A 15,169-nucleotide genomic window follows, 5' to 3' on the forward strand; every position below is an offset into this window, starting at 1 on the left:
GTCACTGGACGACGATCGCCTGAACCTCCGCGACCGGCAGCTCGAACGTCGCCGAGGTGGTCTGCGGGTCGAGCGGACCGCGCGGCTCGCCGTTGGCGAACCACTCGATGGTCCACTCGCTCTCCGCCAGCACACTCGCGACCCCGCCCGGCAGACGCGCGCTGGACCGGGTGAACGTCAGCGAGCAGTCGGACGTGGCGCCCGATATCCAGGCGACGCCGTGGCCGTCGCAGGAGACCGGCGCCGCGTTGCTGGCGGAGAAGTTCATCGAGCTCAGGACCGCGTCGACCCGGGCCTCGTTGTCGCCGGCCTCGGCGTGCACCTCGAGCTCGACCGGACCGTCGTCGAGCCACATCCAGGTGGGCACGTTGACGACGGTGGCGCCGTCGCCGCCGCGCCGCGGGTTCCAGCCGATCTGCGGGTCGGGCAGCGTCATCTCGTCGTAGGCGACCTGGACCAGGATCTCCGGCGGGATCGGCGGGACGGGCACCGGCTCGCCCGGCATCACGTAGACGCCGGGGTTCTCGTCGAACCACTCGTCGGCGTACTCGGCGAACCCCTCGATGTCGCCGTCGTAGTCGGCGCTGGAGCACATGCCGCCCCACCAGTGGCCCTCGGTGTCGTCCTTGTACTTCTCGTAGCCGGAGTACGGCGGGAGCGGGTTGCCGTCGGGGTCGCGCCCGTTGCCGTACCGCTGGACGTAGTCGTAGTAATCCTTGCCGGTCATGCTCTGGATGTAACGGCACGGCGGCATGACGGTGACGTTCTCGGCCGGGATCTCGTAGCCGTCGCCGCCGCCGGTCGTGCCCGATCCCCAGACGGTGATGGTGATGGCGCCGTCGCCGCCACCGGGCGTCGATCCGCCGTCCTCGTCGTCGCAGCTGCCGATGCTGCACCGCGGTCCCGCCGGCGCCGGGTCCGCCGCCGCCGGCGGGACCGCGGCCGCCGTCAGGCCGGTGGCGACGAGCAGGGCGGGCGCGGCGCCCATGACGACGCGCCGGAGGGTCGGGTGTCGGTTCAGCATGATGCGTCCTCGTCGAGTGTGTTCTCGTTGACCCGCCAGCCGTTGCCGTCGTTGGCCAGCACGGCGCGCAGGGGGATGACCGGGTGTTGATCGACGCCTTCGGGGACCCGCTCCTCGCCGTCGTCGATCAGCACGACGTCGGAGCCGTCGACGCAGCCGCCGAGCACGACCAGGGTGTCGCTGCTCTCCTCGACGACCGGGGTGATGACCATCTGACCGCCGTAGCGGATGCCGTTGTCGACCTGGTAGTCCAGCGAGCGCTCGACACCGTCGACGACCGTCGCGACGGCCAGCCCCACGAGCTGCTCGCTGAGCCGCACCTCGGCCAGCGACCAGCGCCACTCCCGGGCGAACTCGACGTACGTGGCCAGCGCGGCCTCCTCGGCCGGGCCGGACGGCGGTGGAGTGACGATGGTGACGCCGGCCTCGGGGAAGGCGTGCTCGGTCGGGCCGGCCGGTTCGTCCGTCGGTTCGTCCGTCGGCGTGGCCGTCGGGTCGGCCGACGGCTCGGTACCGGGCGTCGACGCGGTCGCCTCGTCGAGGCCGGTGGGTTCCTCGCCGCCGCTCTCGCCGCAGCCGGCCAGCGTCAGGACACCGGCGCAGAAGGTGAGCATGGTCGCACGCAGTCGGCGCTGCGAACGGGCAGACACGCGCTGTCGCTCCTCGCGAACCGGACGGCCTTACGTGTGCCCGGTGGCAACGTAACACAAAACCCTGTGACAGCAGTCAGCGGGCTGAGTAACGTACGGCGACTGTGCGCCTGTTCGCCACTCTCGTCATCCTCGGCTTCCGCCGGTGGTCGACGTATCGCCTGGCGACCGCGGCCGGTGCGTTCACGAACACCGTCTTCGGCCTGATCAAGGCGTCCATCACCGTCGGCGCCATCGGGGCGGCCGGCGGCACGCTGGCCGGCTACGACGCGCTCACCGGCGCCACCTACGCGTGGATCGTGCAGGCCCTCATCGCGCCGGTCAACGTGTTCAACTGGAACGAGCTGGCGCTGCGCATCCGCGACGGCGACATCGCCATCGACCTCGCCCGGCCGCTCGACCCGCAGTTCGCCTACCTCGCCGGGTTCCTCGGCCGCGCCGCACACCAGTTCATCCCGCGCGGCGCGCCACCGCTGCTGGCCGGCGCGCTGATCACCGGGCTGGCGCTGCCGTCGACGCCACTGCCGTACCTGCTCGGGCTGGTGAGCATCACGTTGGGCATCTCGGTGTCGTTCGCGACCTGGTGGCTGGTGAACCTGGCGGCGTTCTGGCTGATCGAACTGCGCGGCGTGCTCACCCTGAATGTCGTGGCCATGGGCATCCTCTCCGGCCTGGTGATCCCGGTGCACTGGTTCCCGGACTGGCTGGCCACGATCGCCGGGCTGACGCCGTACCCGTCGATGCTGCAGGCGCCCGCCGACGTCGTCATGGCGCGCGCCGAGGGGACGGCGGCGCTCGGCATCCTGGCCGTCCAGGCGGCCTGGCTGACCGGCGTCCTGCTGCTGGGCCGGCTGGTGTTCGCGCGCGGCGCCCGGAAGCTGGTGGTGCAGGGTGGGTGAGCGGCTTCGCCCGTACCAGGTGCTGGTCGGGTCGCGGATGCGGTCGCAGACGGCGTACCGGCGCTCGTTCGTGTCCGACCTACTGGGCAGCGTCAGCATCGGGCTGATGGAGTTCGCCGAGGTCTACGTCGTCTTCTCCAACGTCGACGTTCTCGGCGAGCTGGACTTCGCCGCCGCGGTGCTGCTGTTCGCACTGGCCAACGTGGGCTTCAGCGTGGCCGACCTGCTGGTCGGGCACGTCGACAACCTGCCGGTCTACCTGCGTGCGGGGACGCTGGACGCGTACCTGCTCCGCCCGCTGCCGGTGCTGGCCCAGCTGATCACCAGCGACGTGTCGCTGCGCCGGCTCGGCCGGGTGGTCGTGTCGGTCGTCCTGCTCGTCGTGGCGCTGCCGCTCAACGACATCGACTGGACGGCGGCCAAGGTCGCGCTGCTCGTGCTGACGCCGCTGACCGCCGCAGCGGTCTTCGCCGGGCTGTTCGTCTGCGCGTCGGCCGTGCAGTTCTGGCTGGTCGAGGGGTCGGAGTTCGCCAACGCCTTCACCTACGGCGGTGCCTACGCGTCCGGCTACCCGGCCAGCATCTTCAGCCTGCCGATGCGGCTGCTGTTCACGTTCGTCGTGCCGGCCACGTTCACCGCCTACCTGCCGGTGCTGGTGCTGCTGGATCTGCCCGGCCCGGCGGGCACGCCGCAGTGGCTGGGCTGGTGCGCGCCGCTGGCCGCCCTCGCCGTCTGGACCGTCGCCCTGCTGGGCTGGCGGGCCGGCCTCCGCCACTACACCGGGACGGGATCATGACCGAGCCGATCATCCAGGTGCGCGACCTGCGCCGCGAGTTCGTCATTCGCAGCCCGGCCGGCCGCCTGCGCCGTGCGCGCACCGTCGTCGCCGCCGTCGACGGCCTGACCTTCGACCTCGCCGACGGCGCCGCCGTCGGGTACATCGGCGCGAACGGCGCCGGGAAGTCCACCACCATCAAGATGCTCACCGGGATCCTGGTGCCGACGGCGGGGACGGTGCGCACCTGCGGGCTGGACCCGGTGCGCCGGCGCCGCGAGCTGGCCCGGCAGATCGGCGTCGTCTTCGGCCAGCGCAGCCAGCTCTGGTGGGACCTGCCGCTGGCGGAGTCGTTCCGCGCGCTCGCGGCCATCCACCGGCTGCCGGACGCGACCTGGCCGAACCGCCGCGACGAGCTGGTCGACCGGCTGGACCTCGGCACGTTCCTGGCGTCGCCGGTGCGGCAGCTCTCGCTCGGCCAGCGGATCCGCGGGGAGATCGCGGCCGCGCTGCTGCACTCGCCGCGGCTGCTCATCCTCGATGAGCCGACCATCGGCCTGGACGTGCTGAGCAAGGAGCGGCTGCGGGTGTTCCTCTCCGAACAGCGCGCCCTGCACGGCACGACGCTACTGCTCACCACCCACGACATGGACGACGTGCAACGGCTCACCGACCGCATCCTGGTGGTCGACCACGGCCGGCTCGTGTACGACGGGACGCTGCCCGGCCTGACCGCGCGGGTCGGCGCCGAGCGTGTCATGGTGGTCGACCTGGTCGAGCCGGTGCCGGACCTCGGCGCGGTCGACGGCACCCGCTGCGTCGCCGTCGAGTCCGACGGCCTGCGGCACCGGCTGGCGTTCACCCCGGAGCGGACCACGGCCGGCGCGGTTCTGGAGGCGGTCGGGCGCCGAGGCCAGGTGCGTGACCTCGCCATCGAGGAACCCGACATCGAGGACGTCGTGCGCCGCCTCTACCTCGCCCAGGTCGCCGCCGACGGCGGCAGCGGATCCCGGCACAGGTCCTGACACACCCGGAAATGATCACGTTGAGTTGGGGTGTCCCCGCTCCACCAGGCAGGCATGCCTATGGAAGCGAACGGACGCCTGGTGGGAGGGGGCCCCACGGCCACCACAGACGCCTCAGCGACGACGGTCCCTCAGCAGCACCATGAGCAGGGCGCCGGCCGCGGCCAGGCCGGCACCGACGCCGAGCATGACGTCGGTGGCCCGGGCGAGGTCCGGTCCCGCCGCGCCCACCACCGCCACCGCCACCGCGACACCGACCGCCGCGCCGATGTAGCGCGCCGCGCTGTTGGCGCCGGAACCCATCGCCGCGCTGCGCGCCGGAACACCGTCGACCGCGAGCTTCGGCAGGATGCCGTTGACCAGTCCGCTGCCGACCCCCGCGACGACGAGCCCGGGCAGCAGCCGCTGCCACGAACCGGCCTCGAGGAACCCGAGCAGTGCCGCGGTGCCGACGGCGGACAGTCCGAGCCCGGTGGCGACGATCGCCCAGCCGGGCCAGTGCCGGGCCAGCCGGCGCACCTCGAGCGCCACGACGAACGCGATGCCCGCCCACAGCGACGAGAGCAGCGCCGTCGACAGCGCCGACAGGCCGAGGCCCTGCTGGATCAGCGTCGGCAGATAGCTGAAGAACCCGATGACGGCGATGCCGGTGAGCAGCGCGCCGACGGTCGCCGCCACGAAGTCGCGCCGGGCGAACAGGCGTAGGTCCAGCATCGGCTCCCGGCCTCGTCGCTCCACGGCGACGAACGCGCCGAGCAGCACGACGGCGGCCACCGCGAATCCCACGGCCGGCGCCGACACCCCGTCGCGGACCTGGATCAACGCCGTGAACAGTGCCGCCAGTCCGAGCCCCAGCGTGGCCACACCGAGCCCGTCGAACCGCCGCCGCACCGCAGCGCGCGACTCGTCCAGCACGACCGCGCCGATGCCCGCGATGACGAGCGCGAGCAGCGCGAACACCCCGTACGCCGTGCGCCAGCCGCCGGGCGCGGGGGTCGCGGCGACGATCGGCCCGACGGCGATGCCGGCGCTGACCATCGCGCCCCAGACGGTGGTGGCGCGCAGCCGCGCGTGGCCGTCCGGGTGGGCGTGCGCGATCAGGCCGAGGCTGCTGGCCAGCAGCGCCGCGCTGGCCGCGCCCTGGACCACGCGGGCGACGACGAACACCGTCGCCGTCGGGGCGAGCGCACCGGCGACCATCGCGGCGGCCAGCACGCCCAGACCGGTGACGAACACCCGCTTGCGGCCGACGTCGTCGGCGACGCTCCCGGCCGCCAGGCTCAGCGCGGCCAGACCCAGCGGCACGCCGTTGAGCGTCCACGTCTGCGCCGCGTGACCGAGGTCCAGGCTCGCGCTGATGTCGCGGAGCGTCGCGAGCGGTGCGGTGTAGTTCATCAGCACCAGCAGCGTCGCCGCGCTGGCCACGAGCAGTGTCGCCCGGGGCGGACGGCTGGTGGCGGCCGGCGCGGCGGTCTGGAGGGTGGCGGGCGGCAGGGACATGGCGGGACGGCTCCTGAGTTCGTTGACTGAACCTTTGGGCAGCATACGCCTGTAGGTTCGATGAATGAACCCTGGAGTCGTAGACTGGGCGCATGGCGCTCGGAACCGACTACAGCGGTCAGGACTGCTCGCTGGCCAGGGCGCTGGAACTGGTCGGCGAGCGGTGGACCCCGCTCATCCTGCGCGACGCCTTCGTCGGCGTCCGCCGCTACCGCGACTTCCTCGCCCACCTCGACATCCCGCGCGCCGTCCTGGCCGCCCGGCTGCAGGCGCTGGTCGACGCCGGCGTCATGACCAAGGTGCGCTACCAGGACGCCCCGCCCCGCGACGAGTACGTGCTCACCGCCAAGGGCCGTGAGCTGTGGCCGGCCCTGCACCTGCTCAGCCAGTGGGGCGAGCGCCATCTGAGCGAACTGGGGCCGAGGCGGGTCTATACCCACCTGCCCTGCGGCTCCCGGCTCGAGGCGGGAAGATGCCCCTCGTGCGGCACCGTGCGGCCCGAGGACGTCGAGGTCCGACTCGGTCCCGGCGCCGTCACCTCGCGGACCGACGCGGTCAGCGTCGCGCTGCGCGAGCCGCGCCGGCTGCTGGAGCCGTTGCGCACCTCCTGATCAGGGCACGGACGGTGGCTCCGCGAGCACGTCGAGCAGCGCCTCGGCGTCGCTCGCCTTGAGCCGCCCGGCGGCCAGCGCCCGGCCGGCCGTGCGCCGGGCCAGCGCGAGGTAGGTGCTCACCGACTCGGGCCTGAACTCGGCGATCTCGGCGAGGTGGCTGGCGACGGTGCCGGCGTCGCCGCGCGAGACCGGCCCGGTGAGCGCGTCGTCGCCCTGGCGCAGGCTGTTGTCCAAGGCCGCGGAGAGCAGCGGTGCCAGCACCTTGTCGGGCTCGGCGACGCCGGTCGAGCGCAGCAGGTCCATGGCCTCGTTGACCAGCGTGACCAGGTGGTTCGCCCCGTGCGTGAGCGCCGCGTGGTACAGCGCGCGGCGCTCTTCGGCGACGCGGATCGGTTCGGCGCCCATCTCGACGACGAGCGCCTCGGCGACCGGCCAGAGCGGCTCCGGCGCCGTGACGCCGAACGTCGCGCCGGACAGCCGCTGCAGGTCGACCGACGTGCCGGTGAACGTCATGGCCGGGTGCAGCGCCAGCGGCAGGGCGCCCGCCTTCGTCGCGGGATCGAGGACGCCCACGCCGTAGCGACCGCAGGTGTGCGCGACCAACTGCCCGGGCCGGATGGTGTTGGTGCTGGCCAGCCCTTCGACCAGCGCCGGCAGCGCGTCGTCGGGGACGGCGAGCAGCACCAGCCCGGCGCGGGCGAACACCTGCGGCACGTCGACCAACGGCACGTCCGGCAACAGCGCGCCGGCCCGGGTGCGGCTGGTGAGCGAGACGCCGTAGCCGGCGACCACGTGGTGGCCGGCCCTGGCCAGCGCAGCGCCCAGCACGGCGCCCACCCGCCCAGTGCCGACGACGCCGACGTCGAGTCGCGCCGGCCGTTCCTCCGTCACCCGACCAAGGCTAGATCACCCCCGCCCGCGACCCGAGTTGATCTTGGAGAAGTTCGTCCATCTAACGGACATTTCACCCCACGAATGCCGAACTTCTCCAAGATCAACCTCGGGTGAGGGCGGGGTCACTCGGAGGCGAGCGCCATCACCGGAGACGTCCGGGCGGCGCGCTGGCCCGGCGCGATCGACGCCAGCACGCCGAGTGCCGTCGCGACGGCGGCGCTGATCGCCAGCTGCCCCCATGGCACGACGAACTCCAGCTCCTCGACGCTGGCCACGGCGGCCCAGGCGAACAGCGCGCCGGCCGCCGACCCGACGACGGCCGCCACCGCGCCCATGAGCGCCGCCTCGACGCCGAGCATCACCCGGGTCTGCCTGCGGGTCAGGCCGAGCGCTCGCAGCAGCCCGATCTCCCGGGTCCGTTCGTGCACCGACAGCGACAACGTGTTGGCGATCCCGATGAACGCGATCACCAGGGCCAGGGCCAGGATCGCCAACACCACGTTCACGGCCTCGTTCAGGTCCTGCTCGAAGTCGGCCCGGCGCTGGGCGAAGCTCTGCACGGACAGCTCGGGGTGGTCCGCGGTCGCCGCGACGATGGCCGCCCGCGCGTCCTCCCCGTCGACGCCGCCGGCCGCGTTCACCGCCAACAGGCCGTTCCCGTCCTGGACGACGGAGCCGATCTCCGGCAGCTCCTCGATGGCCCGGGTCACGTCACCCGGGATCGGTTCGGCCGCGGCGGTCCGGACGGCGAAGTCGGCCGGCACCCGCCCGTCGACGACGACCCGCACGCTCTGCCGGGAGGACTCCACGACGGTGAGAAAGCCGGCCACCGTCGTGACGCCGATCAGCAACGCCGCCGTCGTGGCCGCCACCCGGCGCGGATTGCGCACCGCGTTCGCCGTGGCCAGCTCGGCCGTCGACCGTGACCCGCCGGCCAGCCGGGCGGCCACCGCGCCGATCGCCCGGACCAGCGGCGGCACCACCTTCGGGCCGAGGATCAGCAGGCCGAGGAAGCAGACCGCCGCGCCGAACACGACGAGGACCAGCCCGGCCCCGCCGCCGGACGTCCCCGCCGCCGCGCCCGCGACCAGCACCAGCCCGCCGGCCGCCAGCCCCAGCACACCGAGGACGATCCGCGCCCGCCCGGCGGTCCGGCTGTCCGCGCCGTCCGGCACGGCCTGCAGCGCGGCCAGCGGCGCCACCCGGGTCGCCGCGCGGGCCGGCAGCAGCGCCGACCCAACGGTCATCAGCACGCCGATCACGACCGACCACGCCACCGTCGTCGCCGTCACCGTCAGCACCAGCGCCGCGCCCAGGAACGACCCGGCGACCAGCGCCGTCAGCGCGCCGACAGCGACACCGGCGAGGCTGCCGGCCAGTCCGACCGCGACCGACTCGGCGAGTACACCGCGCAGCACCTGCCGTCGCGTCGCGCCGACGGTGCGCAGCAGCGCCAGCTCGCGGGTGCGCTGGGCGACCAGGATCCGGAACGTGTTGGCGATGACGAACGCGGCCACGATCAGCGACACCGCGCCCAGCATCAGCAGCGGTATCCGCAGCGCCTCCTGCCGCGACGACTGGTCGATCAGCCACTGCCCCAGCTGTGCGCCGGTCAGCACCTCGGCGCCGGCGGGGAGCGCGGCCCGGACGGCATCCGCGTCGGCGCCGTCGTCCAGCCGCAGGTCCACCCGGGTGGCGCCGGCCGGGTCGGCGAACTCGCGGACGACGGCCCAGCCGGCGGTCAGCTCCGGGTCGTCGCCGGCGTCGGACGACGGCTCGGCCAGCCCGGCGATCGGCAGCGCGACCACCTCGTCCGCGTCCGCCGTCGCCACCGCGATCTCGTCACCGGCCGCGAGCCCGAGCCGATCGGCCGACCGCCGGTCCAGCAGCACGCCGTCGTCCGGCACATCGGCGCCCAGTGGCGCCGCGACCAGCCGGGCGTAGCCGAACGGATCGATCCGGCCGTCGTCGTCGACGGTGTACAGCTCCACCTCGCGCCGTGGCGCGGCCGCGGCGACCCCGTCGACGTCGGCGATGGCCGCGACCTCGGCCTGAGGCAGCGGACCGTCCTCCGGCGCCAGCACCGCGAGGTCGACGCCGTCGGCGTCGGCGGCCAGCTCGCGGCGGCTGCCCTCGTCGAGTGAGTCGGTGAGGATCAGCGTCGCCGCGGTGAACCCCACCGACAGCACGACGACCAGGCCGGTCAGCACCAGCCGCAACAGGTGGGCACGCAGCCCCGCCAGCACGATCGACCGCATCCTCAGCCACCCAGCCGGCGCAGGCCGTCGATGACGGCGTCGGGCGTGGGGTCGGCGATCTCGCCGGCGACGTGCCCGTCGGCCAGCATGACGACGCGGTCCGCCGACGACGCCGCGACCGGGTCGTGCGTCACCATGACGACGGTCCCGCCCAGCTCGCGCACGCTGGTGCGCAGGATCGCCAGCACCTCGCCGCCGGAGCGCGAGTCCAGGTTGCCGGTCGGCTCGTCGGCGAAGATCACCTCGGGCCGGTTGATCAGCGCACGGGCGACGGCGACGCGCTGCTGCTGGCCGCCGGAGAGCTCGCTCGGCCGGTGCCGCAGCCGGTCGCCGATGCCCAGTACGTCGACGACCTCCGCGAACCAGTCCCGGTCCACCCGGCGCCCGGCCAGCTTCAGCGGCAGCAGCACGTTGGCCTCCGCGTCCAGCGTCGGCAGCAGGTTGAACGCCTGGAAGACGAAGCCCAGCCGCTCGCGCCGCAGCAGCGTCAGCTCGGTGTCGTTCAGCGCGGTGAGGTCGGTGTCGCCGAGCAGCGCCCGGCCCGACGTCGCGGTGTCGAGCCCGGCCAGGCAGTGCACGAGCGTCGACTTGCCGGAACCGGACGGGCCCATGATCGCGGTGAACCGGCCGGCCGCGAACGCGACGTCCACGGCGTCGAGCGCCCGGACGGCGGTGTCGCCGCTGCCGTGCAGTTTCGTCAGGCCGACGGCGCGGACCGCCGGCGCGAGGACGGCGCTCGGGGCGCCGGGGAAGTCAGAGGTCTGAAGGCTCACGGTCCCAGCCTCGCGAGAACGGCGCCGCGAATCGTCGGACCTGCGGGTGGACCCGGCCTACGACGAAGGTCGCACGCCGCACGCTCGGTAGGGTCGTGCGCGTGCCGATCCGCGCCGTCGAGACGCTGCCGAAGGTCCAGTCGCACCTGCACCTCACCGGCGCCATGCGCCCGGCCACGCTGGTCGAACTGGCGCGCCGGCACGGCAGCGAGGTGCCGCCGCCGGCCCCGCTGACCGGCGGCCCGCACGAGTGGGCGGTCTTCCAGGGCCGCTACGACGCCGCCCGCGCGGCGATCCGCACGCCGGATGACGTCGAGCGGGTGGTCCGCGAGGCGGCCGAGGACGACGCCGCCGGTGGCTGCGGCTGGTCCGAGCTGCAGGTCGACCCGACCTCGTACGCGCCGGCACTGGGCGGGCTGGAGGCCGCGGTCGAGGCGGTCCTGGCTGCGGCCGCCGCGGCGCCGCTGCCGATGGGCGTCGTCGTCGCATCCAGCTGGGCCCGGTCCGGCGAGCACGCGACGACGCTGGCCCGGCTGGCCGCCCGGTACGCCGGCGACGGCGTGGTCGGGTTCGGGCTCTCCAACGACGAGCGGCTGGGCCGGGTCGAGGACTTCGCACCGGCGTTCCGTGCCGCGGCCGACGCCGGCCTGCTGCGCACCCCGCACGGCGGGTTCTTCACCGGGCCGGCACACGTGCGGGCCTGCGTCGAGCTGCTGGGCGCGACCCGCGTCGGGCACGGCACGGCGGCCGTGGCGTCGCCGGCCGTCCTGGAGCTGCTGGCCGAGCGCGGGGTGGCGCTGGAGCTGTGCCCGACGTCGTACCCGCCGTTCGGCGTGCACGCCTTGGACGAGCTGCCGGTGCGGACGCTGCTCGCGGCCGGCGTGCCCGTGGCGATCGGCAGCGACGACCCGCTGCTGTTCGCGGTCGGCCTGGCCGGGCAGTACGCGCTGTGCCGCGACGTGCTCGGGCTGAGCGACGCGGAACTGGCGGCGCTCGCCCGCGGCTCGATCACGTCGTCGGCGGCGCCGGAGCCGCTGCGGCGCGGCATGCTGGCCGGCGTCGACACCTGGCTCGCGGCCTGACCGTCGGCCGCCGGGCGCTCACGGCTACGCCTCCGGCCGGAACTCCTCGAAGTGGTGCTTCCTGGCCCCCTCGACCACGGCGCGGCTGGCGCGCGAGGTGACGACGGCCCAGTTGGTGGCGCCGAACAGCAGCTGCGCCCGGTGCCAGTCGCAGCCGACCCGCTCGTTGTTCTCGCGACCGGCGTCCTCGATCGAGTGGTCGCGTGCCCGGGCGATCGCGCCGGACTCGGCCTCGACCTGGTACTGATGACGCACCACCGTGCCCGTCCACGGACCGAAGCGCAGCTCCGTCATCCGCGGCGACGCCAGCGGAACTCCGTCCACGCACCAGTCGGCCCGCCGCTCGTCGGGGCGCAGCGTCGGCACCAACCGCAGCTCGCCCCACGGTGTGGGGCCGTCGGCGAGCAGGGTCGGCGAGTACTCGTCGTGGAACACCGCCAGCTCGCCGGCCGGCAGCGGGTGCCAGGGATCGGGGCTCAGGGGGTAGCCGGCCGCGCCGACGTCGTACCCACCCGCAGCTGGACCGGCAGGTGCACGTTCGGCGGCTGCCGCCCGGCGAGGAGGTCGGTGACCATGCGCCCGCTCAGCCGGCCCTTCTCCGCGATCGGCTGCACGACCGTGGTCAGCACCCGCTCGCCCAGCCACGGGGTGTCGATGCCGTCGTAGCCGACGACGGTGAGGTCGTCCGGGACGCGCAGCCCGAGCGCCTCGGCCGCCCTGATGACGCCGACGGCGAGCAGGTCGCTCTGCGCGATGATCGCGGTCGGCCGCTCCGGCGCGGCGAGCAGCAGCCGACCGGCCCGCTCTCCCTCCTCGACGACGTTGCTCGGCGCCTCGGCGACCGGCACCGGCCCGAACACGTCCTCGGTGGCGGCCAGCCGGGCCCGGCAGTCGGCGAATCCGACGAGGGCCCGGCGGGCGTCGTCGACCAGGCCGCTGCGGCCGTCGAGGCGCAGCGGCAGCGCGGCGACGGCGACCCGGTGGTGGCCCAGCGCCGCGACGTGGCGGGCCAGCTCGGCCGCGCCCCCGTAGTCGTCGATGTCGAGCACGGTGATACCGGGGAGGTCTGGCCCGTCGACCGCGACCACCGGCACGCCGCGGCGCAGGAACAGGTCCAGCAGTGGGTCGTCGTCGCGGCCGCAGGTGGCGAAGACGACGGCGTCGACCGGCATCCGCGACACCTGTTCCGGTGTCGGGCTGCCGTGCTGGGCGTCGCCGGAGAGCAGCAGCAGGCCGGTGCCGGACGGGCTGAGCGCCTCGGCGATGCCGTCGAGCAGCGCGACCGCGACCGGGTCGCGGAACGCGTAGAGCAGCCGCTCGCCGACGACGGCGCCGACGATGCCGGACCGGCCGCGGCGCAGCGACCGGGCCAACGGGTCGGGCCCGGCGTAGCCCAGCTCGCGCGCCGCGGCCAGCACCCGTTCGCGGGTCGACTCGGCCACCGGCCCGGAGCCGCTGTACGCCAGCGACGCGGTGGACGGCGACACTCCGGCCCGCGCGGCCACCGCCGCCAGCGTCGCCCGGTGCTCACCCACGTCGGCTCCCCTCGGAAATATCGTGCTTGCATCCGATCCTTGGCCATAGCAGAATATCGAATCGATTCGATCGAATCGATTCGACCACGCGAATCCCGACGCCAGACTCGTGACGAACTGCCTGACACCCGAGGATCCCTCCGTGAACCACTCCGCTCCGGCGCAGTCGCCCGACCTCGCCCGTGTCGTCCGCGCCCGCAACGCCGTCGCCACGGTGTTCGCCCTCAACGGGCTGGCCATCGCGAGCTGGATGGCGCGCATCCCCGAGGTGCGCGACCTGCTCGGCCTGACGCCCGGCGAGATCGGCCGCGTGCTGCTGGCGCTGGCCGCGGGGTCGCTCGTCGCGCTGCCCACGTCGGGGTTCGTCGTCAGCAAGATCGGCGCGGCCCGGACGGTGGCCGGCGGCTCCGTGCTGGTCGCCCTCGGCCTGTCGCTGGCCGGGCTGGGCGCCGACACACTCGGCACGGTCCCCGTGGTCGCCGCCGGGCTGGCGCTCATCGGCTACGGCTCGGGCTCCTGGGACGTCGCGATGAACGTCGAGGGCGCGGCGGTCGAGCGGCTGCTCGGCCGGACGATCATGCCGCGGTTCCACGCGGCGTTCAGCCTCGGCACGGTGGCCGGGGCCGGCCTCGGTGCGGGCGCGGCGGCCGTCGGCGTGCCCGTCGTGGCCCATCTGGCCACCGTCAGCGTGCTCGCGATGGTCGTCGCCATCGCGGCCACCCGCAGTTTCCTGCCGCACGCCGCCGAAGTCGACTCCGACGACGGCGCGACGGCCGAGCAGATCTCCGTCTGGACCGCCTGGCGCGAGCCGCGCACGCTCGTCATCGGCCTCATGGTCATGTGCGCCGCGCTGATCGAGGGCATCGCCAACGACTGGCTGGCGCTCGGCCTGGTCGACGGCTACGAGGTCAGCAACGCCGTCGGCGCGGTCGGCTTCGCGGTCTTCCTCGCCGCCATGACCGCGGGGAGGACGGCCGGCACGCAACTGGTCGACCGCTTCGGCCGGCTGCCGGTGCTGCGCACCAGCGCCGTGCTGGCCACCGCCGGCGTGCTGCTGGTGGTGTACGGCGGGTCGCTCACCGTCGCCCTGATCGGCACGGTCGTCTGGGGCTTCGGCGCCGCGCTGGGCTTCCCGCTCGGCATGAGCGCCGCCTCCGACGACCCACGCCGGGCCGCCGCCCGCGTCAGCGTGGTCGCGTCGGTCGGCTACACGGCGTTCCTCGCCGGCCCGCCCATCCTCGGCTGGCTGGGCGACCACGAGGGCGTGCTGAACGCGCTGCTCGTCGTCGCCATCGCCGCGGTCGTGGCCGGACTGGTCTCCCCGGCGGCTCGCGAGCAGCGACCCGCCCGGGTCGACGTCGGCGACTAGTCGCCTGGTCCCGAAGTCCGACACCCGAGCCGGCTGGCGTTCGCCCGCCCAGCGCCACGATGGTGACGACTGTGCTCCCGCCCCGGTGCGCCACCGGGTGAGCTCAGTGGGTGAGATCGCTGTTCTTGCTGAGCGGCCTCGCTGTCGCCAGGTCCGCTGCTCGCCGGTCGCTGGTCGGTTGGCGCGCGGTGCTCGGCGGGTGAGGCCGCTCCAAGGCTTCCTGACCCGGCGTGAGCGCACCTGACCCGGCACGGGACCACATCGGGGCGCCGGTCCGGCCCCGATCCTGTCCTGACACGGGTGAGGAGCACGCCCGCTGTCGTACCAGTCTCGGAGCTTCGGGGATCCAGCTTCGCTACGGCCCGACGAAGTCGGCGGCGGTCATGCCCGCGGGATGGCCGGGCGGCCACTGGACGAGCTCGATGCGGTAGCCGTCGGGGTCGGTCACCCACGACGTGAACATGCCCTCGCCCATGTCGACCGGCGGCTCGGCCGTGACGCCCTTCGCCGCGAGGTCAGCGACCGTCGCCGTCAGGTCGTCGGTCTGGACGACGAGGTGGTTGACGGCGCCGGTGTCGGTGACCGGCCGGGCCGGGTCGTGCACCAGCTCGAGGCTGATGAACGGGTCGCCGGGCAGTTGGAGCATGGTCAGGCTGCCGAACGGCGTCTCGGGGACGCGGCCCGCCTCCGCGTATCCGAGCGCGGCGTAGAAGGCGAGCGAGCGGTCGAGATCGGTGACCCGGAGGCCGAGGTGCAGCATGCGCATGGCCG

15 protein-coding genes are annotated in these 15,169 nt (G+C 74.1%); 6 read left to right on the top strand and 9 right to left on the bottom strand.

What is annotated here, in order from left to right; translation table 11 throughout:
* Position 1 precedes the first annotated feature (1 nt).
* Both DZA62_RS14860 and DZA62_RS14865 read right to left on the bottom strand, forming a co-directional pair.
* The gene (locus tag DZA62_RS14860) at positions 2-1,024 is read right to left on the bottom strand and encodes a hypothetical protein (protein WP_116949673.1); all 1,023 of its coding nucleotides are present in this window, start codon (positions 1,022-1,024) and stop codon (positions 2-4) included.
* Positions 1,018-1,674, bottom strand: coding sequence for a hypothetical protein (locus DZA62_RS14865; protein ID WP_157987689.1), 657 nt, complete (start codon positions 1,672-1,674; stop codon positions 1,018-1,020). The genes DZA62_RS14860 and DZA62_RS14865 overlap by 7 nt, the downstream gene beginning before the upstream one ends.
* A gap of 104 nt (positions 1,675-1,778) precedes the next feature.
* Between DZA62_RS14865 and DZA62_RS14870 the strand changes: the two genes are divergently transcribed.
* From DZA62_RS14870 to DZA62_RS14880, 3 genes are read left to right on the top strand one after another with little or no spacing between them, the layout of a single operon-like run.
* Positions 1,779-2,573, top strand: a complete 795-nt coding sequence (locus tag DZA62_RS14870; protein ID WP_116949675.1) for an ABC transporter permease — start codon at positions 1,779-1,781, stop codon at positions 2,571-2,573.
* Entirely contained in the window at positions 2,566-3,369 is an 804-nt protein-coding gene (locus DZA62_RS14875) for an ABC transporter permease (protein ID WP_232827503.1), read from the top strand. Before DZA62_RS14870 ends, DZA62_RS14875 begins: the two co-directional genes overlap by 8 nt.
* Positions 3,366-4,373: an ABC transporter ATP-binding protein gene (locus DZA62_RS14880; RefSeq protein ID WP_116949676.1), complete on the top strand. Its 1,008-nt coding sequence runs from the start codon at positions 3,366-3,368 to the stop codon at positions 4,371-4,373. The genes DZA62_RS14875 and DZA62_RS14880 overlap by 4 nt, the downstream gene beginning before the upstream one ends.
* A gap of 114 nt (positions 4,374-4,487) precedes the next feature.
* Here DZA62_RS14880 and DZA62_RS14885 read toward each other — a convergent pair whose 3' ends face one another.
* On the bottom strand, positions 4,488-5,873 hold the full coding sequence (locus DZA62_RS14885) for an MFS transporter (RefSeq protein WP_116949677.1): 1,386 nt from the start codon (positions 5,871-5,873) through the stop codon (positions 4,488-4,490).
* A gap of 92 nt (positions 5,874-5,965) precedes the next feature.
* Between DZA62_RS14885 and DZA62_RS14890 the strand changes: the two genes are divergently transcribed.
* On the top strand, positions 5,966-6,484 hold the full coding sequence (locus tag DZA62_RS14890) for a winged helix-turn-helix transcriptional regulator (RefSeq protein WP_116949678.1): 519 nt from the start codon (positions 5,966-5,968) through the stop codon (positions 6,482-6,484).
* Here DZA62_RS14890 and DZA62_RS14895 read toward each other — a convergent pair whose 3' ends face one another.
* The 3 genes from DZA62_RS14895 to DZA62_RS14905 all read right to left on the bottom strand — a co-directional run bounded on the left by DZA62_RS14895 (position 6,485) and on the right by DZA62_RS14905 (position 10,412).
* Positions 6,485-7,378 (bottom strand): Rossmann-like and DUF2520 domain-containing protein, encoded by an 894-nt coding sequence (locus DZA62_RS14895; RefSeq protein WP_116949679.1) that lies wholly within the window; start codon positions 7,376-7,378, stop codon positions 6,485-6,487.
* Positions 7,379-7,503: 125 nt separating this feature from the next.
* The gene (locus DZA62_RS14900) at positions 7,504-9,639 is read right to left on the bottom strand and encodes an ABC transporter permease (RefSeq protein ID WP_116949680.1); all 2,136 of its coding nucleotides are present in this window, start codon (positions 9,637-9,639) and stop codon (positions 7,504-7,506) included.
* A gap of 2 nt (positions 9,640-9,641) precedes the next feature.
* Positions 9,642-10,412 carry an ABC transporter ATP-binding protein gene (locus tag DZA62_RS14905; protein WP_116949681.1) on the bottom strand — a complete coding sequence of 257 codons (771 nt, stop codon included), beginning with the start codon at positions 10,410-10,412 and terminating at the stop codon, positions 9,642-9,644.
* A gap of 101 nt (positions 10,413-10,513) precedes the next feature.
* Here DZA62_RS14905 and add point away from each other — a divergent pair, with 101 nt between their 5' ends.
* Entirely contained in the window at positions 10,514-11,494 is a 981-nt protein-coding gene (gene add / locus DZA62_RS14910; protein WP_198663780.1) for an adenosine deaminase, read from the top strand.
* A 24-nt stretch (positions 11,495-11,518) separates the two neighbouring features.
* Here add and DZA62_RS14915 read toward each other — a convergent pair whose 3' ends face one another.
* A complete protein-coding gene (locus DZA62_RS14915; protein WP_116949682.1) occupies positions 11,519-11,929 on the bottom strand; it encodes a hypothetical protein in 411 nt (136 codons plus the stop codon).
* 41 nt (positions 11,930-11,970) lie between these two features.
* Positions 11,971-13,029: a LacI family DNA-binding transcriptional regulator gene (locus tag DZA62_RS14920; protein WP_198663781.1), complete on the bottom strand. Its 1,059-nt coding sequence runs from the start codon at positions 13,027-13,029 to the stop codon at positions 11,971-11,973.
* Between the two features lie 142 nt (positions 13,030-13,171).
* Here DZA62_RS14920 and DZA62_RS14925 point away from each other — a divergent pair, with 142 nt between their 5' ends.
* Positions 13,172-14,398, top strand: a complete 1,227-nt coding sequence (locus tag DZA62_RS14925; RefSeq protein WP_198663782.1) for an MFS transporter — start codon at positions 13,172-13,174, stop codon at positions 14,396-14,398.
* Between the two features lie 355 nt (positions 14,399-14,753).
* Here DZA62_RS14925 and DZA62_RS14930 read toward each other — a convergent pair whose 3' ends face one another.
* The gene (locus DZA62_RS14930) at positions 14,754-15,164 is read right to left on the bottom strand and encodes a VOC family protein (RefSeq protein ID WP_116949848.1); all 411 of its coding nucleotides are present in this window, start codon (positions 15,162-15,164) and stop codon (positions 14,754-14,756) included.
* Between the last annotated feature and the right edge of the window lie 5 nt (positions 15,165-15,169).

The organism is Jiangella endophytica (assembly GCF_003427025.1).
Classification (GTDB): domain Bacteria; phylum Actinomycetota; class Actinomycetes; order Jiangellales; family Jiangellaceae; genus Jiangella; species Jiangella endophytica.